The following is a 19138-nucleotide window of genomic DNA, read 5'->3' on the forward strand; positions in this document are numbered from 1 at the left end:
TTAACTATCTAGCCTTATGAGTTCTTGTTATAATATATCTTATGTCGTAAATTTCTGCGGCATAATCAGATACTATTTTAACAGTTCCTCCATTTGCTTCCCAAGTATCCAAAGTATAAGCATTAAATGAGCTTAGATAATAATGTTGTACCCCAACACCTTTTGAAGTAATAAAATCTCTTTTATATAACTCTCCAATACCGCCTCCTATATCTATGGCTACAGTAATTTTTGTTGTTTGATTAACTGTTGGTTTAATCTTAAACTCTATTACCACATTTATTCCATCTCCATTTCTACCGGTAATAGTTGAATTTGTTGAGTTATAAAATTCTGTAATATCAATTGGTTTTTGACTATCTCTAATCGTGGTGGCATGGTTAGGTAATGTTATTTTAGTGTTTGCCACTAAGCTTAAGGGACTTGCCTCTGTATATGTTCCGTCAGAGTAGTCAGCCCAACCCGTGTAATCACTGATACTTGTTTCTGAAATAAGTTTAACCCAACTAGAACCATCAAAATTATAAAAAGCATTTTCATTCGTATCAAATACCAACAAACCTGTTGCGGGCTGAGAAATAACCAATCTCTGTGTAGATGTCATTCTTGGGGTTAACATCCCCTGAGTTTCTGAGGTAATATCTAAAATTGAGGATGAATCGGGATCGGTAGTACCAATACCTATTTGTGCATTTAAGCTAAATGAGAGACATAACGCAAACAGCGCCAAAGGGACAATCTTTAACATTTTTAAACAAATTAATTAAACTTAGGGAAATCAAAAATAATATTAATCCGATAAAATGCAAAAAAAATAGTCAAAAAGACCACAAAAGAAAGTTTATTCCTTCTTTTTATCAATTTATAGTGTCTTCAAAGTTTCAATTGTATACTCTACTTCTTCTTTAGTGTTAAAAATACTAAAAGAAAAACGAAGTGATGGCTTTTGTAAATCTTCAGCATTTAAAATTTCAGAAAGTACATGCGATTTTTGACTACTTCCACTTTGGCAGGCACTCCCTCTGGAACAAGCTATACCTTTTAAATCCAGTTGAAATAAAATCATAGACGCATCAACCTTCGAACTTGGTAAACGTAAATTTAACATGGTATTGGTGCTTTGTTCTAAATCGCCAGATTGCCCATTAAACTTAATATCAGAGATACCTTTTAATAGTTCTTCTCTAAAGTAAGCTTTTAAATCCCGTAAGTAACTTTGCTCCGTTTCTAAATTATCACAAGCCAATTTTAAAGCCTTCTCCATACCTACAATATTATGAACACTTTCGGTGCCTGCACGTAAACCTCGCTCCTGCTCGCCTCCAAAAATTAATGGATGTAAACCAGAATCCTTTCGCACATATACAAACCCAATCCCTTTTGGTCCATGAAATTTATGTGCCGAAGCTGCTAAAAAATCAACTTTAACTTCTTCTAAATTTAATTGATAATGACCTACAGACTGCACGGCATCACTATGAAATAAAGCGTCGTATTTGATACATAAATCTGAAACTTGCTTCATATCTAAAATATTACCAATCTCATTATTTATATGCATCAAACTCACCAGTGTTTTACTTTCAACATCCAACAAAGTTTCTAAATGCAGGTAATCAACATCTCCGTTTTCATCAAGGTTTACATAACTCACCTGTATCTCATACTCTTTTTTTAGTGCTTCAACAGTATGTAAAACAGCATGATGTTCTATTTTTGAAGTAATAATATGGGTTACTTTTAAATCGCGAACCGCCGATCTTAAAATTAAATTATCGGCCTCGGTGCCCCCGGAAGTAAATACAATCTCTCCTGCCGAACAGTTTAAATACCCGGCAATGGTCTTTCTGGACTTCTCTAAAAGTACTTTAGCTGAGCGACCAAAACTATGTGAAGATGATGCGTTTCCGTAATTTGTTTTCATTACTTCAGAAATCACATCTACAACTTCGCTCCTAATTGGCGTTGTTGCTGCATTATCAAAATAAACCTGTTGCATAATTGTATTTTACATCACAAAATTACTTAGAATAAAATTATTGACAATATGCTACGTTATAAAATACAATTCGTTTATTTTTGCCTTAAAACCCAAATAGAATGCGTAAAATATTTTTTGCTTTAACTACCCTAAGTTTATTAACCTATTCGGCTTGTGATGATGGTGACGTACTTGATGTCGAATTCGACTTTGATGATGAATTTTCGGTATGTACAGGAACAAATGGCTTAGTATTCTACAAAACAAAAAACGATCCTTCTGAGTCTTTATCAGTTAGAATTTCTGAAATAAACAGCCTTAGTGAAATTTTAGCTGTTGGAGACGATAACATTTTCGCAGACACCTTAAGTTTATCTTCTACAAATACTTTTAACTACAGAACATACAGTAACACTTCTTTGCCAAGTGATTTGTTTTGTAACGACATTCCAAATTCTGAAGTAAGAATTGTAGAGGACTATGAAGCGACCAGCGGTTATGTTATTATCAGAACTGAATTAACAGAAGATGATAACGACGGAATCCCTGCTATTCTTGAAGATAGGAATGGTAACGGCGATTTAACAGATGATGACACCGATAATGATGGCATTCCTAATTATTTAGATGCCGATGATGATGGCGATAATATTTTAACCATAGATGAAAACCCTGACCCTAATGGGGATAACAACTTAGATGATGCACAAGACACCGATGGAGATGGTATTCCGGACTATTTAGATAATGATGATGATGGCGATGGCGTTTTAACACGTGATGAGGAGAACGAATCTCAAGACAATAACCCTGCTAACGATATTACTAACCCTGACGCAGGACCAGATTACCTTAATTCTGAAGTAAATACAACTGTATCTGCTACCTCATACAGAGCCCATAACATAACCAAAGCATACGAAGTAACCTTAACCGTTTACGATATAGATTTAAGAGTCATTTCTTTTGATGTTTTAGAGTTTGGAACTTTAGATGATTCTGAAATTAGCAGCAGTTTAAAAACAGAAACCTTATCGCCTGTTTTTAATTAATCAGGCGTATTTTGGTAAATATAAACCTCGGTAGCACCTAAACCGTATTTTTGATAATTGGCATCATAGAATCTCACATTGTTATAGCGACCAAACAAGTATTCTAATTCGGTTCTTAAAACACCTTCTCCAACACCGTGAATGAATACGATTTTCTGAATACGCTTATTAATCGCGAATTCCAGTTGTCGTCGGGCCGTATCTAATTGCAAGGTTAACATATCGTAATTACTCATACCTCTTGAAGATTTCACTAACTGATGGATATGCAAATCGACTTCCATAGTTGGCTCATAACGATCTTTTGCACGTTTCTTAGGTTGTTGAGTTCGTTTTTTCGAAGCTTCCTTTTCCTGAATTGCCTGACCAATACCGACAGAAGACGATAATGTTTCCTTTATCGACTTGCTGGATGTTGTCTTGACCAATTCGTCAGCTTGAAAACGTAACAAAAACCCATCGTCTGTTTCAATTGAAATGGTATCGCCCTGCACCTGCTTAACCACACCAGACATGTCCTCATCTAAAACCAAAACTGTATCCCCTAATTTAAACGACATGCTTTTTAGTTTTCGTTATCTTCTGTATACTCTTCCTCACTGTTTTTACTTGGAATAGTTTTAGATATCCTGTAAACACCGGTCATTAAAATGATAATTCCTGCTATTAAAACATACTGATTTTGTTCTTCTCCTGCCTTCGAATAGATTGCCACAATGGCTCCTAAAACAATCAGTATATAATTTATGTATTTCATTACTTAAAATAACTTTTAGTTAAGTTCTAATTTTTTAAAGAGTTCAATAAACTTATTATTTTCTGCAAAATTACATTAAAATTTTAGAGCTATCTGAAAATTTTAAAATTTAAAACCCAATTAAAAACAAGTTAAAAAGTCAATTTTATCGATTAAGTGTTAAAAAATTCATAAAAAGTAATATATTTGCTATAAAATAATGCTAAGCCCCTCATTATCATGATAAAAAAATGTGTTTACCTTTTAATCATTGTTTGTAATATCGCTTACGCCCAACTTTCCGTGAGAAACAACTATTATGTTTTTGCGAAAGATGAAATACTTTTTGTTTCTAAGGATATAAATCTCAATGAAAGTGAAAGTAAAATCTACTTAAGAGATGAAGCGCAAATTATTCAGGGCGATGAAAATGAACGTAATTGGGGTGAAGGCGAATTAAGTGTATATCAAGAAGGTAATGTTGATGCTTATGAATATAATTATTGGTGTTCTCCCATAGGAGAAACAACCAATAGCAGTGACAACAACAAATTCGGAATTTCATTACTAAATGACGTTGTTAGTTTAACCGAGTCTGTACCTGCGACATATGTACACAAGTCAAACTATAACGGAACCTCTAATCCTTTAAATATAGAACCTTACTGGATATGGCGTTATATTGCTAAAGATGATTATTACGGTTGGTCGCATGTTCAGGGAACTACAGTTATTAACCCAGGAGAAGGCTTTACTATGAAAGGTACAGCTGGCTCTAGTAGTGCACAGCAGTACGATTTTAGGGGAAAGCCAAACACAGGGACCATTAGTGTTAAAGTTAAACCCGACAAATTCACTTTGGTAGGAAATCCATACCCTTCCGCACTTGACGCCGTTGCTTATATACACGATTCAGAAAACAAAAATACTATTGACGGGACATTAAGGTTCTGGGAGCAAAACCCTAATATAGATACGCATTACTTAAAAGAATACCAAGGAGGTTATGCACATTACACTATAAGTTCAGATGGTAAACTCATAACTTATACGCCGGCTACATTTAATACATTTAACGGAGATGGGACACTAAATAGTTCTAGTAATTATGTATCCACAAAATCACTTGCTCATGTAAGGTATATACCCATTGGACAAGGCTTTATGGTTAAAGGTACCGCTTCTGGATATGTTAAAGCAAAAAACAGTCACCGAGCATTTAAAAAAGAAAATACCGCTGCAGATTCTACCAAATTCTTTAAAATAACAAGTATCAAACAGAAAACGGAAACAATTTCAGAATTTTCTAAAATTCCTAATGATTACAAACGTTTTAGATTGAACATTGATTTTAATGGTAAATATACCAGACAATTAGTTGAAACTTTTCACCAATCGGCTACAGAAGGATTTGATTACGGGTTGGAAACCACAACCAATGTAGGCGGAGGTTTAAAATCTGACTCTTACTGGAAAACTAACGATTTGGCGTTTTTGGCTCAGGCCTTGGTTTATGATGAAACTTTTAAAATTCCTTTAGGCATAAAAGTCGCCAATAATATGCCTGTTAAGATTCGAGCGGTTGACATTCAAAATATCGATGAATCAACCCCAATATACCTTCATGATAAAGAAACCGATATGTATATAGATTTAAAACAGCAAGCATTCGATATAAACCTTAATAAAGGACACTATACAGATCGATTTGAAATTACATTTACAAAAAACACATTAAGCATTGACAAAGAGATATTAAATGCTATTTCAATTGTTCAAAATAATACCATTGCGCAATTAAAAATCAATAACTTAAACCATTTGGTCTTTAAGACTTTTAAGGTCTTTGATGTTTCAGGAAAACAAGTTATAAGCTCTGTAATTAACAAGGTGAATTCAAACTACACCTACTCTACCAAGGCATTAGCAGGTGGTGTATACATTGCTAAAATCACTTTAGAAAACAATCAAAGCATCAGCAAAAAAATTCTGATAAACAATCGAAAATAATACTTTCAAACCTTTATTTTTTTATAAATTTGAATACAATCAAATAAAAAATGCAAGGTTTAGAAGAATACATGTTACCCTGTTTGAATAAGAAATTATTCGGTATGGAGTGTATGGGTTGCGGCATGCAACGTTCACTTTCACTATTACTTCAAGGCGAATTTGGTGCTGCATTTAACATGTACCCGGCGATTTACACCCTAGTTCTTATGTTTTCGGTAATTGCTTTTAATTTGTTTAAGAGCTTTAAGTCTGCTAACAGAATCATTTTAATTTTAGCTATTATTAATGCTGTAATTATTATCACGAGCTTTTTTATAAAAACATTTTCAATTTAACATCATATCAAATGGAACAACAAAAACTACCCAATTCAACACTTATTTTAGTCCTAGGAATCATCTCAATACTTACATGTTGCTGCTATGGCCTCGTAGGTCTCGTTGTTGGTATTATAGCTTTAATTTTGGCTAGTAAAGCCACTAAACTTTATTTAGAAAACACAGAACTTTACACTGGTTATTCTAATGTAAAAACCGGTAAAATATTAGCTATAGTAGGTATCGTATTAAGCGCTATTTATTTGTTAATGATGGTGTGGGTAATTATGACGCTTGGCTGGGATGCTATGCAAGATCAGGAATTACTTCAAGAGCGAATGCAAGAATTTATGGGACAATAAAAAAGGTTCTATACAAATAAAAAAAGCGACCAAGAGGTCGCTTTTTTTATTTCTTATATTTACTTTTCAAACTGCTTTAGCGTTTTAGTAATGATATTTACACAATCTAACAACTGCTCTTCACTCATTACTAAAGGTGGTGCAAAACGAATAATATTTCCGTGTGTAGGTTTGGCTAACAAACCATTATCACGTAATGCCAAACAGATATTCCAGGCGGTATCACTATCTTCACTATCATTAATCACAATAGCATTTAACAAGCCTTTACCTCTTACTAGATTAGCAATAGAGCTTGTTTCAATATATGTATTCAACTCACTTCTAAATAACTGCCCTAGTTCTTCTGCTCTTTCAGCCAAACTTTCTTCTTGAACCACTTCTAATGCTGCGATGGCTACAGCTGCCGCTACAGGGTTCCCCCCAAATGTACTTCCGTGGTTCCCAGGCTTAATCACGTTCATCACATTATCATTAGCTAACACAGCACTTACCGGATAAGCACCTCCACTTAAAGCCTTACCTAAAATTAAAAGGTCTGGTGTGACATTTTCATGATTTACTGCCAATAATTTCCCGGTACGGGCAATACCGGTTTGTACTTCATCTGCTATAAACAAGACATTATATTGCTCACACAAGGCTTTTGCTTTGGCTAGGTAACCTTCACTAGGCACATAAACACCAGCCTCACCTTGAATAGGCTCTACTAAAAACCCTGCTACGTTTTTATTATTTTGTAATGCGCTCTCTAAAGCTACTAAATTGTCGTATTCAATTTTAATAAATCCTTTGGTGTACGGGCCGAAATTCTCACGAGCTACAGGGTCGTTAGAGAATGAAATGATTGTTGTTGTTCTTCCGTGAAAGTTATTTTCACATACAATAATTTCAGCCTCGTTTTCATCGATACCTTTAACCTCATACGCCCATTTTCTACAAATTTTTAAAGCCGTCTCAACCGCTTCAGCTCCGGTATTCATTGGTAACAACTTATCAAAACCAAAATAATCACAGGCAAACTTTTCATATTTACCGAGCATATCGTTGTAAAATGCTCTGGATGTCAACGTTAACACTTTAGCTTGTTCTGTCATGGCATTGATAATTTTCGGGTGACAATGCCCTTGATTCACTGCCGAGTACGCCGATAAAAAATCGTAATACTGTTTTCCTTCTACGTCCCAAACATGAACACCTTCACCTTTACTTAACACCACGGGTAACGGGTGATAGTTATGAGCGCCATACTTGTTTTCTAAATCGATTGCTTGCTGCGATGTTAATTCTTTTAAAACAGCCATTTTAATATAATTTAAATTGATAAAATAACCATTCCTACTGTACCTTTATCCTTCCGAAGTGTTCGAAAATTCAGCGTGGGAGAGAAATCATCCCTAGGGCTCGCAAATTAATAAATATAACTTGCTTCAGAAAATTTAACGTTCATTATCCTGTTAGTTCCGTTCTAAACCAAAATTTCTATTAAACTAAATGCAAATAAACCAATTTTTATTTCCGGCTATTATTATTTTTGCAGCATGTCTAGAAAAAAGAGAAAACAAATATTTACAAACGTAGAAGTTGTAGATGCTGGAGCTAAGGGTAAAACCGTTGCCAAAGCACCAGATGGGAAGGTTATTTTTTTACCTAATGCCGTACCTGGCGATGTAGTTGATGTGCAAACATTTAAAGCGCGTAAAGCCTATTACGAAGGTAAAGCGACAGTATTCCATAAATTATCTGATAAACGTACCGAACCTGCCTGCGAGCATTTTGGTGTTTGTGGTGGTTGTAAGTGGCAAGATATGGCTTACGAACATCAATTATATTACAAACAAAAGGAGGTTACCAATAACCTAACACGTTTAGGACATATTGAGCTCCCAGAAGTAACCCCTATATTGGGGTCGGCTAACCAATATTTCTACCGTAATAAAATGGAATTCTCATTCAGCGATAGTCGTTGGTTAACCCTTGAAGAAGTTCAATCTGGAGAAGATGTAGGCGATAGAAATGCTTTAGGGTTTCACATTCCGGGAATGTGGGATAAAATTCTTGATGTAAAGACATGTCATTTACAGCAAGACCCTTCAAACGCGATTAGAAATTCCGTTAAGAACTTCGCGATTGAAAACGGCTTGGAGTTCTTCAATACCCGTAACCAAACCGGATTATTAAGAACCATGATGATTCGCACTTCCACCACCGGAGACATTATGGTGTTAATTCAATTCTTTAAAGAAGACAAAAAACAACGTGAATTACTGTTAGATTTTATTGCTGACAAATTCCCTGAAGTCACCTCTTTATTATACGTTATTAACGGAAAAGCGAACGATACCATTTACGATCAAGAAGTTATTTGCTACAAAGGCGACGATCATATTTTTGAAGAAATGGAAGGCTTAAAGTTTAAAATTAACGCGAAGTCCTTCTACCAAACTAATTCAGAGCAAGCCTTCGAACTTTATAAAATTACCAGAGATTTTGCTGACCTATCAGGCGACGAACTAGTTTACGATTTATATACCGGAACCGGAACCATCGCTCAATTCGTTTCTAGAAAAGCTAAAAAAGTGGTTGGTGTTGAAGCTGTACCAGATGCTATTTTAGCGGCTAAAGAAAATGCCGAACGCAATAATATTACCAATTGCGAGTTTTTTGTAGGAGACATGAAAAATGTGTTCAATCAGGAATTTATCGATACACATGGTGTTCCAGATATTATTATTACCGATCCTCCACGCGATGGTATGCATAAAGATGTGGTGCAACAAATATTAAATATTGCACCAAAGCGTGTGGTTTATGTTAGCTGTAATAGTGCAACCCAAGCCAGAGATTTGGCCTTAATGAACGACATGTATAAAGTAATTAAAACACAAGCGGTTGACATGTTCCCACAAACATTTCACGTAGAAAATGTTGTGTTACTAGAAAAACGTTAATTATTTTTAAATCCCTAAATTGCCAATCTGAAGACATTTTCAGAAACCTATTTAAAATTAAGAATGAAATACTTAAAATTTATTTCTTTAGTTGTTATAGCGCTTTTAATAGGCATAAACATCAGTTGCGAACGTGACGATATTTGTCCCGATGGCACACCTACAACACCAAATTTAATTATCGATTTTTACGATGTAAACAATCAGGAAAGCAAGAAAAATGTTTTCAATTTAGTATTGTATGGCATTGATGATGAAGGTAACCCTGTCCTTCCGGCTATTGCGGTTGGTAGTTCAACAAACACCTTATCTCTTCCGTTAAAAACCTACACGAATTCAACACAATTTGTACTTCATAAAGATTACGCTGTAAACAATAATGGTACACCAGATAACACCTCCGATGATTTTATTGAAGGCAACTCCGATTTAATCACTATTAATTACAGCCGAGAAGAAGTTTACGTATCACGTGCCTGTGGTTACAAAACCATTTTTAAAAACGTAACACTTAACATTGAAGACGATACCGACAACTGGATTCAAGCCAGACAACCATTAACCGATAACCAATCTGTAGAAGATGAAACAACAACGCATTTCAATTTATATCATTAGTAGTATCGCGTGCTTACTGTTGTTTTGTTCCTCTGCAAATGCTCAAAACGATAGTATTCCAAGTGTTGCTAACGATTCGGTAAAAGTGAAACTTAAATATGGCTTACGTGTTGGTGGTGACTTGGGAAAATTGATTCGTTCTACCATCGATGATGATTACAGCGGATTTGAAATTTCAGCCGATTATCGAATCAAACAGAAATTATATATCGCTGGAGAATTAGGTTACGAAGAAAAAAACACAGTTAACGATTATCTTGATGTAAGCACCAAAGGAGGTTATATTAAAGGCGGTATTGACTACAACATGTACCAGAACTGGCTGGATATGGACAATATGATTTACTTTGGGTTTCGTATTGGTGGAAGTAGTTTTAGTCACGACTTAAATAATTATACCGTTTACAACACGACGCAATACTGGAATCAGTTTTCATCTACAGAAGCAAGAGCCTACGATGGTTTAACAGCCTTTTGGAGTGAAATAATTTTAGGAATAAAAGTTGAAGTTTTAACTAACCTATATTTAGGATTGAATGCTCAGCTTAAATTCTTGGTTGCGGAATCAGATCCTGGAAATTTTGAAAATATTTATATCCCCGGATTTCATAAAACTTACGACAGCAGTGGTATAGGTGTTGGCTATGGTTATACGGTGTCTTACAGAATTCCGCTTTACAAAAAAGAGAAATAACTTAAACCGCATAAAAACACATCAAACCCTTATGTTTTATTTATAAGCATAAGGGTTTTCTTTTTTAAAACACTTATTTAACAGCTTTAAATCAACACTTTCACTAGTATTTTTCAAATAAAATTTCATAAAAAATATTTAAACTTCTTCATTTAAAAATTATATATCTTTGTTTTAAATTAATAGTTTAAAATGCCTAAAAACACGTACAAGATTGCGGTTATTCAGTTAAACTTGAATAACACACCTGAAAACAATTTAAAAAAATGTATTCAGTGGGTAAAAGATGCTGCTAAGCAAGGTGCTGAAGTTATCTCCTTACCCGAACTTTATAGTAGCCACTATTTTTGTCAAAGTGAAGATGTCGATAATTTCGCTTTCGCGGAACCACTTTACAGTACATCTTTTAACGCGTTTAGCGCTTTAGCAAAAGAACTTGGTGTGGTTATTATTGTGCCGTTTTTCGAAAAAAGAATGGCAGGTGTTTATCACAACAGTGCTTATATTATTGATACCGATGGTTCTGAAGCCGGACTTTACCGTAAAATGCACATCCCGGACGATCCGCATTTCTACGAAAAATTCTACTTCACACCTGGCGATATCGGGTTCAAGTCCTTCCCGACTAAAAAAGGAAATATTGGAACACTCATCTGTTGGGATCAATGGTATCCTGAAGCAGCACGTTTAACAGCTTTACAAGGAGCTGAAGTATTATTTTACCCAACAGCTATTGGATGGCATCCTCAAGAAAAAGCCGAGTTTGGAGAAAACCAACAAGGTGCCTGGATGAATGTGATGCGTGGTCACGCTGTAGCCAACGGTATTTATGTGGCAGCTGCTAACCGCATTGGCTTAGAAAAATATTTACCCGATACCAATGGTATTGAATTCTGGGGATCGTCTTTTATTGCCGGACCTCAAGGTGAAATTTTAGCTCAGGCATCGGTAGATCAGGAAGAAATTCTAATGGCTGAAGTAGACTTAAGTTTACAGGAAAATGTACGTCAAAACTGGCCTTTTTTAAGAGACCGTCGTATCGACAAATACGGAGATATCACTAAAAGAGCGATCGATTAATGAATACTGAGCAATGGATTTTCCCTGCTGAATGGGAACAACAACAAGCTGTTTTATTATGTTTTCCTCATAACGGAAACGACTGGCCTGGAAAATACGAAGCCATTCAATGGGCGTTTGTCGAGTTCATAAAAAAAGTAGCGTCTGTTGAAGGTGTTATTGTTGTTGTGGCCTCCGGTAAACTAAAAGACAAAGTTAGTAGTATGCTGAAGATGGCGCATGTAAATATAGAACATGTGTCGTTCATTATACACAAAACCAATCGTAGCTGGATGCGCGACTCTGGACCTATTATTGTTAAAAAAGGAGCTGAACGTCGAGCTCTAAATTTCAACTTTAACGGATGGGCAAAATATTCTAATTTTAAGTTAGACAAGCACGTTCCTAAAAAAGTAGCTGACTTTTTAAATATACCGCTCAAACAAGTAACTTATAAAGGCAAACCTGTTATTGTTGAAGGTGGCGCTATAGATGTGAATGGAAAAGGCTCACTTTTAACGACTGAAGAATGTCTGCTCCACCCTACTATTCAGGTTAGAAATTCAGGATTTACAAAGGAAGATTACGAAGCTGTTTTTAAAGAATATCTTGGGGTTACCAACGTAATTTGGTTAGGTGATGGCGTTGAAGGAGACGACACCCACGGTCATGTTGATGATTTAGCGCGTTTTGTAAATGAAGATACCATTATCACGGTAGTTGAAGATAATCCTGAAGACGCTAATTTTAAGCCACTTCAGGATAATTTAAAGCGTTTACAAGCATCTAAATTAGAAAATGGTAAAACTCCAAATATTGTAACCTTACCAATGCCGAACCGTTTAGATTTCGATGGTATTCGTTTGCCGGCGAGTTATGCTAACTTTTTAATCATCAACAAGGCTGTTTTAGTCCCAACCTTTAATGATTCAAAAGACCGTATAGCGTTAAATACAATAGCCGATTGTTTCCCTGACAGAGAAATTATAGGTATTTCGGCAACCGATTTTATCTGGGGATTTGGCACACTGCACTGTTTAAGTCAGCAAATTCCTGAATAGTTTCAATTTTACTTAAAATTATAAATCCAGTGTTGTTGGTTTTTACTAACATTAACTGGATTTTTTAGTTTTAAAGATAGTTTTTACCAACACATACATAATTATTATTTCATATTTCATTTAAAATTACTACTTTTGAGTTAGAAAATACCAACATTAATTAGCATTTAAATTAATAATTATGGTAAATACTAACACTAATTGGACTTCCTTGAGCGACCAAGCTATCGTTGAAGCTATAGGAGGTTATGTAAAACATCAGCGTTTAAACCAGAATAAAACACAAGCTCAAATTGCTGAAGCCGCTGGTGTAAACCGCTGGACGATCAGTCAGATAGAGAAAGGCGAAGCTATTTCCTTAACTTCTCTTATTCAAATATTACGGGCTTTAGATACGCTTCATGTGTTTAGTAACTTCAAAATTGAACAGCAAATCAGTCCGTTGGAATTAGCCAACCTCGAAAAACAAAAACGCCAACGCGCGAGAAATAAAAACACCAATCCCCAAACCGACAGCGAATGGTAAGCACAAAAACAGCCTTTGTGAAAATATGGAATCAGGTGGTTGGCGCCGTTTCTTGGAACGATGACACCGGTCTAGCCAGCTTTGAATATACACCCGAATTTAAAGCTTCAGGCATAGAACTATCTCCCGTTAAAATGCCGACACAATCCGGCACACGAATATTTTCGTTCCCTGAACTTCGCGTTTCAAGACATGGCGACTACGATACCTTTAAAGGGCTTCCCGGATTACTAGCCGATGTGCTACCCGACAAATACGGAAATCAGCTTATCAATAGTTGGCTTGCACAACAAGGACGACCAGAAAACAGCATGAATCCTGTGGAGCAATTGTGCTTTATTGGTACACGAGGCATGGGGGCTCTTGAATTTGAACCCACACAACTTAAACCGAACAAAAACACGTTTGAAGTAGAAATTGATAGCCTAGTAGATATTGCACAACGCATGCTTCATAAACGTGAAGACTTTGAAACCAATATCAATAAGGATGAACGCCAGGCAATGCTCGACATCCTAAAAATAGGAACCTCTGCTGGTGGTGCCAGACCAAAAGCTATTATTGCTTACAATAAAAAAACGGGGCAGGTTCGCTCAGGACAAACCAATGCGCCTAAAGGCTTTGAACACTGGCTGATTAAACTGGATGGTGTTAGCGACGCCCAGTTTGGAGAAAGTCAGGGCTACGGCCGAATTGAAATGGCATACTACAATATGGCAATAGATTGCGGTATTGATATGATGGAATCTATACTTTTAGAAGAAAATAACCGCGCCCATTTTATGACCAAGCGTTTTGATCGCGAAGGCAACGATACCAAACACCATATTCAAACCTGGTGCGCTATGCAGCATTACGATTTTAACAAGATGCATAGCTTCAGCTATGAACAGCTATTCCAGACCATGCGTATTCTAAGACTCCCATACCCTCAAGCCGAACAAATGTTCAGACGTATGGTTTTTAATGTTATTGGTAAAAACTGTGACGACCACACCAAAAACTTCGCCTTTAGACTAAAACAAGGCGGTGTTTGGGAGCTGGCTCCCGCCTACGATATTTGTTTTGCTTACCGTCCTGGAAGTGTTTGGGTTAGTCAGCATGCTTTAAGTATAAATGGAAAACGCAAAGACATTAACAGACAAGATTTACTAACGGTAGCAAAAAGCATGAATATTAAAAAAGCGGATGTTATAATTAGTCAAATAAACAATGTCATAGCTAATTGGAATACCTATGCTGAAGCCGTAAATGCTAAACCTGAACTAAGAGACAACATCGCTAATAATTTAGAGTTGATGTAAATAATTAATTTTAATAAAAAAACCTTCATCCTACGTCACTAATTTTTAAATAGTTATATAGTTTCGTCATATTCTAATACCAAATCCTACTTTAATTAAATTTTTTTCTTACAATAAATAACATAAATTCGCTACAGTTTTTCATAAACTATAAAACAATTTATCAATTATTAAATCTAAAAAATGATTAAAAAAACTATTAAAATGATGACTGTTGCCTGTGCAGCTTCAGTTCTATTATCTTCATGTTATTCTTACACAAGTGTAGTTGGTGAAGGTGCTGTTGGAAACAAAAAAGTAACTAAGTGGAATCACTATGTTATCTATGGTTTAGCTCCCGTTGGAGTTTCTGACAGTAAAGCAATGGCTAATGGCGCTGAGAATTACGAAGTAACTACTGTACAAACTTTTGTTAATGGTTTAGTATCTTCTTTAACTTTTGGTCTTTACACTCCAACAACAACAACTGTTCGTTACTAAAAAAATTGAAATAAAAAGGTGAGATAATAAATCTCACCTTTTACATATAAATTATGAAAAAATTATTTCACTACATCTCTATTATCGTAGCTATTATTTCACTAATCAACATTATTCAAATACTATCTTTAGGAGTAAGTCGATTATCAGATTTTGGCTATGGTGCCTTAGTTGGAAAAAACATTCTTTTAGTACTTTCTGTTTTTATTGCCTTTAAAACCAAGAGCAGCAAAAAAGAAAGCTACTAAAAACAACTTTACCTCATATACTTTCCTTTCTTACTTCCGGCGTATATCTCATATTTTACTAAACGAGACTCTAATTTAGCATTGAACAACTGAATTTTACGAGATGGACGTAAGCCTACAAATTTAAGGGCTTCCAAATTACTTGTTATAAACCAGGCATCTGTATTCGGGTAGTTTTGTTTTAAGGTATCCCCAATGTTTTTATAAAACTCTTGCAAATCGATATTTAAACGCTCACCATAGGGCGGATTAAATACCATATGCAATTTTCTTTCGCCTCCTTTTTGAGTTTTAAAGAAATCTTCATGCTTCACGGTTATAAAATCATCAAGCTCGGCATTTTTAATATTTTCCTGAGCTTTCTTTACAGCACTCGGGGCTTTATCGTACCCAGTAATGGTATAATGAAAATCGCGTGTTTTATTTAACAAGGATTCCTCAATCTTTTCAAATAAATCTACATCCCAGTCTTCCCAGCGTTCGAAAGCAAATTCCTTGCGCATTAAGTTTGGTGGAATATTACAGGCAATCATCGCCGCTTCGATAAGCATGGTACCACTACCACACATCGGATCCATAAAGTCTGATTGTCCGTCCCAACCCGATAACATAATTAGTCCGGCAGCAAGCACCTCGTTAATTGGCGCAATGTTAGTCGCTAACTTATAACCACGCTTATGTAATGAATCTCCTGAAGAATCTAGCGAAATGGTACACTGGTTTCTATCGATACGCACATTCACTTTTAAATCCGGAAATTTTAAATCTACGTTCGGACGCTGTCCTGTGGTATCTCTAAATTTATCGACAATAGCATCTTTTGCTTTTTGAGCTATAAACAAGGAATGTTTAAATAAATCAGAGTGAATGGTCGCATCAATAGCTAAAGTTCCGGTTGGTTTCAGGTATTCACTCCAGTTCATAGCGTATATTTTATTATACAACTCCTGTTCGCTGTTTACCGTAAAACTTTTAATGGGTTTTAAAATTTTGATAGCCGTACGTAGTCCGAGATTTGCCTTATACATAAAGCCTTTATCGCCAACAAACGACACACTTCGCACACCCTTTTTAATGTGTTGCGCACCAAGTTGTGTTAATTCCTTTTCTAACAAATCTTCAAAACCAAACAAGGTTTTGGCTACCATTTCGAAATTTTCTCCCATTTTTTTATCAGACTTACTGTGTATTCTTCTTTAATAGAATGCAAAAATAGCGTAATTTTGCGTGAATTTAATGATAATCTGAATTTAGGTTAAGGATTGAAGTGACATCCTTTTTTATAAGTGGCCGTAAGTGAACTTATTAAAAAGATATAACGAAAAGCCTGACCCGAAACTTTTTCGGGGAACCCACAACACATATATGAGCAAAGACACAACGCAATGGTTTTCTTCATGGTTTGACACACCATTTTACCATATTTTATACAAAGACCGTGACGATAGTGAAGCACAGCATTTTATGGATACGCTTACTGAATATTTAAACCTTCCGGAAGACGGTACCATTCTAGACCTACCTTGCGGACGCGGACGTCATGCAGTGTATTTAAACTCCTTAGGTTACAATGTTACGGGTGCCGATTTAAGCGAAAACAGTATTGCTTTTGCCAAACAATTTGAAAACGACAGTTTACATTTTGCCGTTCACGATATGTGTAAACCATTTAGCAAAAAGTTTGATGCGGTTTTTAACCTATTTACCAGTTTTGGATATTTTGATAAAGATGAAGACAATCTGAACACCATAAAAGCCATTAAAGAAGATTTAAACGACTTTGGATTTGGGGTTATTGACTTTATGAATAGTGAATTTATTATTGATAATCTGGTGCCAGAAGAAACTAAAACGGTTGAAGGTATTACATTTAACCTGAAACGTTACGTGGAAGATGGTTATATTGTAAAAGATATAAGTTTTTCGGCTGATGGTGAAGATTATAATTTTCAGGAACGCGTAAAAGCGTTTAGCCTTAATGATTTTGAAGCCTTTTTTGATGAAGCCGGAGTCTTTTTACTTGACGTGTTTGGTGATTATAAATTGCGTAAATTTAGCCCTAAAACGTCTGAACGTTTAGTCATGATCTTTAAATAAATCGCTTTACTGAGTTATACATTTAATGAATAAATTTATATTTCCTTTTTTAGCCGTTGTTATCGGTTTTGTTCTTGCTCAAATAACCAGCAAACAAAAATCGGTTAATACCAAACTATTATTGTCTTTTAGCGGCGCATTTTTACTGGCGCTTACCCTATTTGAATTATTACCAGAAGTCTATCATCATTTAGATTCTAAACTGGCCGGTGTTTATATCGTTTCTGGTATTTTACTGCAATTAGTTTTAGAGTTATTCTCTAAAGGAGCCGAGCACGGGCATGTACACGTTCATAAAGAAGATACCACATTCCCGTGGTCGCTGTTTATTAGTTTGTGCTTACACAGCTTTTTAGAAGGTTTTGCCATACACGACCATAACGATATGGTTTACGGCATTTTAATCCATAAAATCCCGGTAGCTGCAATTATAACCATGTTTTTATTGCAATCGGAGTACAAAAAAATACAAATTGCAGGATTCTTAACCGTATTCGCTTTAATGACCCCACTAGGAACTTTAATTTCAACAACTTCTGAAGCTGTTGCGCATTACTCTCAAGTGTTTAATGCCATTGTTATTGGGGTGTTTTTCCATATTTCAACAACCATTTTATTTGAAAGTTCTGATGGGCATAAATTCAACTTATCTAAATTTATCTCTATTATTTTAGGTGTTGGTATAGCGTATTTAATCTAATAAAAAACAGTAATTAAACGTGTTTAGTAAAGAAGAATCGAGAAAATTAAAACAAGAGTTTTGGACGAGCTTCGGAAAATCGTTTCCAAGAAAATGGATTTTATACCATACCAAATTAAAAGGTTTTAGCTTTAAATTCTACTTCGATAATAAAAAAGCTTTAGTCGCTCTGGATGTTGAAGACGATTTGGAATACCGCATTAAATACTGGGAGAAATTAGAGGCTTTAAAATCGATTTTGCTTGATGATTATTTACCCGATGCCATTTACGACGAAACCTATTTTCTAGATAACGAAAAGGAAATCTCCAGAATCTATGTACCCTTAGAGAAAAATGTATCTATTCATAACAAAAACACCTGGCGCGATGTAATGGAGTTTTTTAATGAAAAAATGACCTTATTCGAAGCGTTTTTTGAAGAATATAAAGACGTTATTGAAGGCTAATCTATCTGCTTTTTCATCAGGTAATCGTCCATAATAAATCCGTTACCTATATCGGCTACAATTGGCCCTGCATTTATAAAGCCTAATTTTTCATAGGCTTTAATCGCTATTTCGTTATTAATGTTTACCGTTAATCGAATGGTTTTTAGACTATAACTTTTTGCTTTCTCTTCAATAAACTGCATTGCCTTTTTGGCAATTCCTTTACCTCTATATGATTTCAGGACATAAATCTTACTTAAAAACAAAGTGTCTGGTTCCGTTTTAATGCCAATATACCCTACAGGAATTTCATTATCAAACACTGTAAAATATTGCATCCCATCCACAACCTGCTGTTCCATTGCTTCAGCTGACTGAAACTTCTTTAACATATAATCGATTTGTGGTTTCCCAACCATTGGAATATAATGCTCTCGCCAAATAACATCGGCTAAAGATTCAATAACCTTAAACTCCTGATTGGTTGACGCTAATTGAATATTAATCAT

Annotated in this window: 23 protein-coding genes; 16 read left to right on the top strand and 7 right to left on the bottom strand. The window is 35.3% G+C overall.

Annotated elements, in window-relative coordinates; translation table 11 throughout:
* Window positions 1-4: 4 nt before the first annotated feature.
* Together RBH94_RS14620 and RBH94_RS14625 are read right to left on the bottom strand one after the other, a co-directional pair.
* Window positions 5-748, bottom strand: a complete 744-nt coding sequence (locus RBH94_RS14620) for a hypothetical protein (RefSeq protein WP_307881556.1) — start codon at window positions 746-748, stop codon at window positions 5-7.
* 114 nt (window positions 749-862) lie between these two features.
* The gene (locus tag RBH94_RS14625) at window positions 863-1999 is read right to left on the bottom strand and encodes a cysteine desulfurase family protein (RefSeq protein ID WP_307881557.1); all 1137 of its coding nucleotides are present in this window, start codon (window positions 1997-1999) and stop codon (window positions 863-865) included.
* Window positions 2000-2100: 101 nt separating this feature from the next.
* Between RBH94_RS14625 and RBH94_RS14630 the strand changes: the two genes are divergently transcribed.
* Window positions 2101-3033, top strand: coding sequence for a hypothetical protein (locus RBH94_RS14630; protein ID WP_307881558.1), 933 nt, complete (start codon window positions 2101-2103; stop codon window positions 3031-3033).
* Here the strand turns inward: RBH94_RS14630 and RBH94_RS14635 are convergent.
* A complete protein-coding gene (locus tag RBH94_RS14635) occupies window positions 3030-3593 on the bottom strand; it encodes a Smr/MutS family protein (protein ID WP_307881559.1) in 564 nt (187 codons plus the stop codon). The genes RBH94_RS14630 and RBH94_RS14635 overlap by 4 nt on opposite strands.
* A gap of 5 nt (window positions 3594-3598) precedes the next feature.
* Window positions 3599-3790: a hypothetical protein gene (locus tag RBH94_RS14640; protein WP_188222200.1), complete on the bottom strand. Its 192-nt coding sequence runs from the start codon at window positions 3788-3790 to the stop codon at window positions 3599-3601.
* Between the two features lie 219 nt (window positions 3791-4009).
* On the opposite strand from RBH94_RS14640, the gene RBH94_RS14645 reads away from it, so the two are divergent.
* The 3 genes from RBH94_RS14645 to RBH94_RS14655 are packed head-to-tail and all read left to right on the top strand — an operon-like array spanning window position 4010 to window position 6461.
* Window positions 4010-5779: a T9SS type A sorting domain-containing protein gene (locus tag RBH94_RS14645; protein ID WP_307881560.1), complete on the top strand. Its 1770-nt coding sequence runs from the start codon at window positions 4010-4012 to the stop codon at window positions 5777-5779.
* Between the two features lie 50 nt (window positions 5780-5829).
* Complete coding sequence (locus RBH94_RS14650; RefSeq protein WP_307881561.1) at window positions 5830-6117, top strand: DUF2752 domain-containing protein; 288 nt, start codon at window positions 5830-5832, stop codon at window positions 6115-6117.
* Window positions 6118-6128: 11 nt separating this feature from the next.
* Complete coding sequence (locus tag RBH94_RS14655) at window positions 6129-6461, top strand: CCC motif membrane protein (RefSeq protein WP_307881562.1); 333 nt, start codon at window positions 6129-6131, stop codon at window positions 6459-6461.
* 59 nt (window positions 6462-6520) lie between these two features.
* Here the strand turns inward: RBH94_RS14655 and rocD are convergent, their stop codons facing one another.
* Window positions 6521-7765, bottom strand: coding sequence for an ornithine--oxo-acid transaminase (gene rocD / locus RBH94_RS14660; protein ID WP_307881563.1), 1245 nt, complete (start codon window positions 7763-7765; stop codon window positions 6521-6523).
* Window positions 7766-8002: 237 nt separating this feature from the next.
* Here rocD and rlmD point away from each other — a divergent pair, with 237 nt between their 5' ends.
* The 9 genes from rlmD (at window position 8003) to RBH94_RS14705 (ending at window position 15402) form a co-directional block, all read left to right on the top strand.
* The gene (rlmD, locus tag RBH94_RS14665; protein WP_307881564.1) at window positions 8003-9412 is read left to right on the top strand and encodes a 23S rRNA (uracil(1939)-C(5))-methyltransferase RlmD; all 1410 of its coding nucleotides are present in this window, start codon (window positions 8003-8005) and stop codon (window positions 9410-9412) included.
* Window positions 9413-9475: 63 nt separating this feature from the next.
* A complete protein-coding gene (locus tag RBH94_RS14670; RefSeq protein ID WP_307881565.1) occupies window positions 9476-10030 on the top strand; it encodes a DUF6452 family protein in 555 nt (184 codons plus the stop codon).
* The gene (locus RBH94_RS14675; protein WP_307881566.1) at window positions 9996-10724 is read left to right on the top strand and encodes a DUF6048 family protein; all 729 of its coding nucleotides are present in this window, start codon (window positions 9996-9998) and stop codon (window positions 10722-10724) included. The genes RBH94_RS14670 and RBH94_RS14675 overlap by 35 nt, the downstream gene beginning before the upstream one ends.
* A 192-nt stretch (window positions 10725-10916) precedes the next feature.
* Window positions 10917-11804, top strand: a complete 888-nt coding sequence (locus RBH94_RS14680; protein WP_307881567.1) for a carbon-nitrogen hydrolase — start codon at window positions 10917-10919, stop codon at window positions 11802-11804.
* On the top strand, window positions 11804-12844 hold the full coding sequence (locus RBH94_RS14685; protein ID WP_307881568.1) for an agmatine/peptidylarginine deiminase: 1041 nt from the start codon (window positions 11804-11806) through the stop codon (window positions 12842-12844). Before RBH94_RS14680 ends, RBH94_RS14685 begins: the two co-directional genes overlap by 1 nt.
* 181 nt (window positions 12845-13025) lie before the next feature.
* Window positions 13026-13370 carry a helix-turn-helix domain-containing protein gene (locus RBH94_RS14690; RefSeq protein WP_307881569.1) on the top strand — a complete coding sequence of 115 codons (345 nt, stop codon included), beginning with the start codon at window positions 13026-13028 and terminating at the stop codon, window positions 13368-13370.
* Window positions 13364-14674 (top strand): type II toxin-antitoxin system HipA family toxin, encoded by a 1311-nt coding sequence (locus RBH94_RS14695; protein ID WP_307881570.1) that lies wholly within the window; start codon window positions 13364-13366, stop codon window positions 14672-14674. The genes RBH94_RS14690 and RBH94_RS14695 overlap by 7 nt, the downstream gene beginning before the upstream one ends.
* Window positions 14675-14857: 183 nt before the next feature.
* Complete coding sequence (locus RBH94_RS14700; RefSeq protein ID WP_307881571.1) at window positions 14858-15154, top strand: Bor family protein; 297 nt, start codon at window positions 14858-14860, stop codon at window positions 15152-15154.
* Between the two features lie 53 nt (window positions 15155-15207).
* Window positions 15208-15402, top strand: coding sequence for a hypothetical protein (locus RBH94_RS14705; RefSeq protein ID WP_307881572.1), 195 nt, complete (start codon window positions 15208-15210; stop codon window positions 15400-15402).
* Between the two features lie 8 nt (window positions 15403-15410).
* Here the strand turns inward: RBH94_RS14705 and RBH94_RS14710 are convergent, their stop codons facing one another.
* A complete protein-coding gene (locus RBH94_RS14710) occupies window positions 15411-16568 on the bottom strand; it encodes a class I SAM-dependent RNA methyltransferase (RefSeq protein ID WP_307881573.1) in 1158 nt (385 codons plus the stop codon).
* Window positions 16569-16767: 199 nt separating this feature from the next.
* On the opposite strand from RBH94_RS14710, the gene RBH94_RS14715 reads away from it, so the two are divergent.
* The 3 genes from RBH94_RS14715 to RBH94_RS14725 are packed head-to-tail and all read left to right on the top strand — an operon-like array spanning window position 16768 to window position 18647.
* Window positions 16768-17499, top strand: coding sequence for a class I SAM-dependent methyltransferase (locus RBH94_RS14715; RefSeq protein WP_307881574.1), 732 nt, complete (start codon window positions 16768-16770; stop codon window positions 17497-17499).
* 25 nt (window positions 17500-17524) lie between these two features.
* Window positions 17525-18199, top strand: a complete 675-nt coding sequence (locus RBH94_RS14720; RefSeq protein ID WP_307881575.1) for a ZIP family metal transporter — start codon at window positions 17525-17527, stop codon at window positions 18197-18199.
* Window positions 18200-18218: 19 nt separating this feature from the next.
* Window positions 18219-18647 (top strand): DUF4268 domain-containing protein, encoded by a 429-nt coding sequence (locus RBH94_RS14725; protein WP_307881576.1) that lies wholly within the window; start codon window positions 18219-18221, stop codon window positions 18645-18647.
* Here the strand turns inward: RBH94_RS14725 and RBH94_RS14730 are convergent.
* The gene (locus RBH94_RS14730; protein WP_307881577.1) at window positions 18644-19138 is read right to left on the bottom strand and encodes a GNAT family N-acetyltransferase; all 495 of its coding nucleotides are present in this window, start codon (window positions 19136-19138) and stop codon (window positions 18644-18646) included. The genes RBH94_RS14725 and RBH94_RS14730 overlap by 4 nt on opposite strands.

The sequence above is a fragment of the Aestuariibaculum sp. YM273 genome (genome assembly GCF_030908365.1).
In the GTDB taxonomy this organism is placed as follows: domain Bacteria; phylum Bacteroidota; class Bacteroidia; order Flavobacteriales; family Flavobacteriaceae; genus Aestuariibaculum; species Aestuariibaculum marinum.